Source organism: Nonomuraea sp. NPDC047529 (assembly GCF_040642995.1).
Classification (GTDB): domain Bacteria; phylum Actinomycetota; class Actinomycetes; order Streptosporangiales; family Streptosporangiaceae; genus Nonomuraea.
Window position 1 is genome coordinate 1 of record NZ_JBEYTJ010000094.1, and the last position, 4,944, is coordinate 4,944.

The window sequence follows — 4,944 nt, forward strand, 5'->3', positions numbered from 1 at the left end:
TGACGCGTTGCCGGCTGAAGGCTGTGTGCGTTCCAGGAGTGGACATCACCGTCACGCCACCCGCGAGCGCGAGGGTGCTCTCCTGGCTCCGTAGCGACTGGCAGGCCAGATGGACGGCCACCAGCGAGGACGAGCACGCGGTGTCCACCGTCACCGCCGGCCCTTCCAACCCCAGCACATAAGCCACCCGCCCGGAGACCACGCTCGGCGCCGCACCGGTGACAAGGTGTGCCTCGACGTCGGCGGGCGCCTGGTGCAGCCGAGGGCCGTAGTCCTGCGGTTCGGCCCCGATGAAGACCCCGGTGAGGCTTTTACGAAGTGTGTGCGCGTCGATGCCCGCCCGCTCGATGGCCTCCCAGCAGGTTTCCAGCACCAGCCGCTGCTGCGGGTCCATCGCCAGGGCCTCGCGCGGACTGATCCCGAAGAACTCCGCGTCGAACTCCGCGGCGTCGTGCAGGAAGTGGCCCACGCGCGCATAGGTGGTGTTCCCGGCATCGGGGTCGTCGTCGAAAAGCCGGTCGAGATCCCATCCTCGATCGGTCGGGAACTCAGACACGGTCTCCCGGCCGTCGCGGACCAGCTCCCACAACTCCTCAGGGCTGGCGATCCCTCCGGGGTAGCGGCAGGCCATGCCCACGATCGCGATCGGTTCGTCACCGAAGACGGCGGGTGTGATCTCGACGGCCGACGTCTCGCCGAGCCCGAGCGCCTCGGTGACGAGGTAGTCGACCAGGGCGGACGGCGTGGGACGGTCGAACGCGATGCCGATCGGCAGCTCGATGCCGAGCTCGGCGACGAGCCGGTCGTGCAGGTCCACCGCGCCGAGAGAATCGAGCCCCATGTCCTTGAAGCTCTGCTCTGGAGAGATCGTCTCCAGCGCTCCGGGCATGATGGCGCTCATCACGTCCAGCGTCGTACGGCTCACCAATTCGATGAGGACGGCTCGGCGTCTCGCCATGGAGAGGTCGGCCAGTTGGAGCGTGAAGCTCGTCGCCAGCCTGGCATCGGTGGCCGGGGTGCCGCTGGCGTCGGACGCACTGTGATCGGACGGGCTCATCGTTGACTCTCCCTACGAACGGCGGTGGTTCTGCCTCTGCATTCGGATAGAGCAGCCGACATCGGGGACGGCGAGGTCCTGCCGGAGGCAGGGAGGCGCTGAGGCGCTAGGTCTGCATGCGGGTGAAGATCACGCGGGACGCGGAGACGACCTCGTCGCGGCGCATGGTGATCTCCATTGGCGCCGGACGCCCCAGGAACATGACCAGGCTGGCCGTCATGCCGTAGGCTCCGGCGTTCGGAATGGTCACCAGATCGCCCGGCCGCAGGTCGGGGACGGCGACGTTGCGGCCGAGGATGTCGCCCGGGGTGCAGAGCGGGCCGACCAGGTTCGCGACGGCGGAGCCGCGGCCGTTCTCGTCGCCATCGAGCGCGACGGAGACCGGCAGCAGACGTCCGAGTCCGGACATGCCTCCCAGCACGTTGATCCCGGCGTCCAGGATGACGAACCGGATGCCGCGGCTCTCCTTGACGTTGGTGACGGTGCAGAGCAACCGTCCGCAGTCACCGACGAGATACCGTCCCGATTCGGCGGCGATGCGCGGGCTGCCCTGCCGCCAGGAGGGGAAGTGCGAGTCGAGGATCTCCTCCAGCGCGGCGCGGAGCCCCCCGTACAGGGGACGTTTGCCGGGCGTGAGGTAGGGGGAGGCGAAGCCGCCGCCGAGGTCCAGCAGTTCCGGGACGAGGCCGGTCGAGTCGCGCACCTTGGCGGCCGAGGTGATCGTGTGCGTCAGCTCCGCGATGAGAGCGTCCTCGTCCTTCGCGTTGCTGAGCGAGAACAGGTGCATCCCCGACAGACGAGTGCCGGGGACGGACCGGAGCTCGGGCATGAGATCGGGCAGCGTCTCGCTGTCGAAACCGAACTGGGAGGGCGTGCCCGTCATGCGGATGCTGGTGGTGGCGCCGGGCCCGGAGCTGTTCACCCGCAGGAGGCAGGACGCGGTCGCGCCCTGGTGCAGCGCGGCGCGTCCGACACGCCGCAGGTCGCCGACCGACTCGACGGAGAAGACGCGGACACCTGCCTCGACGGCCGCCTCCACCTCCTCCGACGTCTTGCCGGGCCCGGTGTAGAGGATGTCGAGCGGATCGATTCCCGCGGTCAAGGCCGCCACCAGCTCGCCTGCGGAGCTGATCTCAGCCTTGCACGAGGAATCGGCCCCCCTTCGCAAGGCCTCGGCGATTCCCGGATGGGGGTTCGCCTTGAACGAGAAGTAGACGATCGTTCCCTCGGGCAGGGAAGCGAGCAGGTCGTCACGTGCCGCAACAGCACGGTCCAGGTCGTAGACGTACAGCGGTGAGCCGTAACGCTCGACGAGGTCGGCGTCGCTCTTCAGGTTCACGGCTTCTCTTTCTGCCTGAGGAGACCTTCGGCCCTGAAGTTCTCCATGTACGGGCCTGGGGTTGGCATGCGTGGCTACTCGCAGGGGAGCGGTCGGGTCGAGGGCATGGCGTCAGCTCATGCCAGGGTCGCCAGGAAATCGAGCACGACCTTCCGGAAACGCTCCGGCTCCTCCAGGTGCGGCGAGTGACTGGAGTTCTCGAAGACCACTTCGCGGCTCTCGGGAATGAGGTCGAGAAATGGCCGTACCGATTCCGGGGTGACCTCGTCGTGCCGGCCCGAAAGCACCAGAGTGGGCACGGAGATGTCGGCCAGCAGGTCTATGGTGCTCCAGTCCTTCAACGTGCCGGTCACATGGAACTCGCACGGCCCGTTCATGGTGTGGTAGACGGTCGGGTTGCTGAGCGTGTCCATGAACGTCGCCATGAACTCGTTGGGCCACGGTCGTATTCGGAGCACATGCCGGTTGTAGAAGACCATCATCGCTTCGTAGTACTCGCGGGAGTCGGTCGTCCCGGCCGCCTCGTGGGCGAGCAGGACGTCGTTCACCTCGACCGGCAGGAGGTCGCGCAGGATCTTCAGTTCCTTGCGCCATTCCGGATACGAAGCCGGCGAGTTCGCGATGATCAGCCCGCGTAGCCCAGGTGGGTGGTGGGACGCGTGCCGCACAGACAGCAGCCCGCCCCAGGAATGCCCGAACAGTACATAGTCGTCGGCGATTCCGAGGCGGTCCAGCAGATTGCCCAACTCGTCGTCGAAAAGCTCCGGGGTCCAGAACTCGGGGTCCGCGTCGTCGACATGGGTGGAACCGCCGTTGCCGAGCTGGTCGTAGTGGATCACCGGCCATCCCGCGCCGGCGAGTTCCGCCAACGGGAGCAGGTAGTCGTGGGTGCCGCCGGGTCCTCCGTGCAGGGTCACGACAGCCGGTTTCCCCTGCCCTAGGGCGCCGGTCACGCGGTACCAGGTCACGTGATCGCCGAACGGCACGGTGCCCCTGGCGCTGGGGGACAGGGCCAAGCCAACCACCTCGTCACGGTCGGTGCGGAGACGGCGTCGCACGCCACAGGCCGTTCGTCGCGGCACCATTCGATGGGTTGACCACAGTCCATGTGAGCGACCTTGACGACGCTAGGCGAAGGCCGCTCGAAGGCGGACCCCCTAGGCGGCCCGTGTCTTTCCCCTATGACGTCCGATCACATCGGTCTTCATTTCGGTACGCATCCATTGCCCCGAACAGCTTGTTCCTGGCTGCGGGATTCCGCTGCCGCGGCAGCCCGGTGACGCCCTGTTTCCGAGGGTGGGCGTTCTGGGAACGGCTCGGCCTTACCGGCTTCATTCCATGACTGCCGGAACGCCCGGATGCCCCGATGCATCATCAGGGCGTTCCACCACCTGAGAAAACTCCGCGGAGCGATGGACGAACGCTCGCAGGGGGAGTTAAGGGTGAGCTAGGGGTCGGTGACTTCTATACGGCTGATTACTGTCTCGTCAGAGTCGATGAAGCTCCGGCGGGTTGCTCGAGGTGCTGATCACCGCGCGAGCCGGAAGGAACTGAATGAGCGTCACAGTCACCCCACTCACTGATGCGACGGTTTCCGCTTGCTCGGATGTACGACGGTTCGGTCTCCTGTCGATCCTTGTGGCCTGAACCAGGGCGACAGGGAGACCCGCTTCGTGAGGTGACCCCCTTGGCCCCTCGATCGAACATGCGCCGCAGGGCGCACCACGATCCAGAGAGGCCATGCCTTTTTGCTTTTCCGAGTCCCACCCCCCTACGTGAAGGGCTGGTCGACGTTCCATGGCTGCTGACGACAAGTTCCGTGAATACCTCAAGCGCGCCAGCGCCGACCTTCAGCGGACTCGCCGGCGCCTGCGCGAGGTCGAGGCGAAGGACCGCGAGCCGATCGCGATCGTGGGCATGGCCTGCCGTTACCCCGGGGGAGTGGAATCTCCGGAAGACCTGTGGAACATGGTGGTGGAGTCGCGTTCGGGGATCTCGGCGTTTCCCGAGGACCGGGGCTGGGACATGGACGCGCTCTACGACCCGGACTTCACCAGCAGCGGAACCACCTACGTGCGCGAAGGCGGTTTCCTCGAAGGAGCCGGCGACTTCGACGCGCAGTTCTTCGGGATCAGCCCGCGCGAGGCCCTGGTGATGGATCCGCAGCAGCGGCTGGTGCTTGAGGTCTCGTGGGAGGTTCTGGAACGGGCCGGGATCGCCCCCGGCAGTTTGCGCGGTACGCCCACGGGGGTCTTCATCGGGGGGACGCAGACCGGATACGTCGCCGGCATGGGGCCCTTCCCCGAGGGGGCGGAAGGGTATGTGCAGACCGGTAACACGAGCTCTGTGATCTCTGGCCGGGTGGCGTACGTGCTGGGGTTGGAGGGGCCGGCGGTGACGGTGGACACCGCGTGCTCGTCCTCGCTGGTGGCCGTCCATCTGGCGTGCCAGTCGCTGCGCAGCGGGGAGAGCACGCTGGCGCTCGCGGGCGGCGTGACCGTGATGCCCACGCCCGAGCTGATGGTCGACTTCAGTCGGCAGCAGGGGC

General features: G+C 67.0%; 4 protein-coding genes. 1 reads left to right on the plus strand and 3 read right to left on the minus strand.

All coding sequences use genetic code 11. The features are described 5' to 3' along the window. From ABZ815_RS52540 to ABZ815_RS52550, 3 genes are all read right to left on the minus strand, one after another. Nucleotides 1-1,057: type I polyketide synthase (locus ABZ815_RS52540; protein WP_357711058.1), on the minus strand; the 1,057-nt coding region annotated here is incomplete at its 3' end. Nucleotides 1,058-1,163: 106 nt separating this feature from the next. Beyond that, a complete protein-coding gene (locus ABZ815_RS52545; protein ID WP_357711061.1) occupies nucleotides 1,164-2,396 on the minus strand; it encodes a type III PLP-dependent enzyme in 1,233 nt (410 codons plus the stop codon). 116 nt (nucleotides 2,397-2,512) lie between these two features. Then, on the minus strand, nucleotides 2,513-3,412 hold the full coding sequence (locus tag ABZ815_RS52550) for a proline iminopeptidase-family hydrolase (RefSeq protein WP_357711063.1): 900 nt from the start codon (nucleotides 3,410-3,412) through the stop codon (nucleotides 2,513-2,515). A gap of 781 nt (nucleotides 3,413-4,193) precedes the next feature. Between ABZ815_RS52550 and ABZ815_RS52555 the strand changes: the two genes are divergently transcribed. After that, nucleotides 4,194-4,944, plus strand: a 751-nt coding sequence (locus tag ABZ815_RS52555) for a beta-ketoacyl synthase N-terminal-like domain-containing protein (protein WP_357711065.1), incomplete at its 3' end; no start/stop codon positions are given.